The sequence below is a fragment of the Maribacter sp. 4G9 genome, from assembly GCF_002742265.1.
GTDB lineage: Bacteria > Bacteroidota > Bacteroidia > Flavobacteriales > Flavobacteriaceae > Maribacter.
The window spans coordinates 1-1,069 of the sequence record NZ_MDGL01000069.1; the positions used below are offsets into that span (position 1 = coordinate 1).

The following is a 1,069-nucleotide window of genomic DNA, read 5'->3' on the forward strand; positions in this document are numbered from 1 at the left end:
CGGAAGGGCTACGGGAATATGTGGAGCGGCACTATCCGTGCCATGAGGTTTCAACGGCCTATGAAGCCGGCTGTTGCGGTTATCGGGCCCATCGTTGTTTCGAGGGTTATGGCTGGCGTTCCCTGGTGGTGAACCCTGCGGACATATTCAGGAGGGGCAAGGAGCGCCATACCAAGACGGACCGTATAGATGCGCAGCTCATAGCCCGTGAACTGAAGGACGGGCGTCTGGAGGGCATCGTTGTCCCGGCTCCGGAACGGGAACAGTTGCGCAGCCTGTTCCGCAGAAGGAACGACCTTGTCAAGGACATGCGCCAGATCAAGAGCTATATCAAGATGCAGCTGCTTTATTACGGCATCAAGGTCCCCGATCGGTACGACAACGATCACTGGAGCCATGGTTTCCGTGACTGGCTGGACGGGCTTGATTTTGAATACGAAACGGGCAAGGAAGTATTGGAGAGCCGCATGCGCAGTTTCCGTTTCATAGACCGGGAGTTCAGGGAGGTATCGACCCAATTGCGCAAATGGACCAAGGAACATTACAAGGGGGACTATATGCTTTTGCGCAGCATACCCGGTATCGGCCCCATCGTGGCCAGTGGCATATTGAGCGAACTGGGAGACCTGCGCAGGTTCGGCAACATCAAGCAACTGGCGGGCTATGTTGGACTCTCACCTGGTATTTATCAAAGTGGCGACACCATAAGGCACACGGGGGTGAGTATGCGTGCCCATCGGTTGATACGCAGTTATTTCATAGAGGCCTCGTGGCAGGCCATACGCACGGACCCGGTGATGCAGGGATACTACCGGAAGCACCAGGGCAAGAACGTGAAATCCGTGATCGTCAAAGTGGCCCGTAAGCTTTTGAGCCGTACCCTGGCGGTGATAAAAACAGGGATTCCCTATGAGATAGGGGTAGTGGAATAGGAAAATTTGAACAGGACATAGCGAAGCTCACGATCAAAGTAGAATGGCCCGTAACACAGAACAATGTAGGTGACCTTGCCCATGGCAGGGATCACATCGGTTAGCAAGTGGCCGGGCCTATTATAGCTTATAATCAT

General features: G+C 54.1%; 1 protein-coding gene. It reads left to right on the plus strand.

The window, feature by feature from the left end; translation table 11 throughout:
* Window positions 1-932: IS110 family transposase (locus BFP75_RS09850; RefSeq protein ID WP_099545164.1), on the plus strand; the 932-nt coding region annotated here is incomplete at its 5' end.
* Between the last annotated feature and the right edge of the window lie 137 nt (window positions 933-1,069).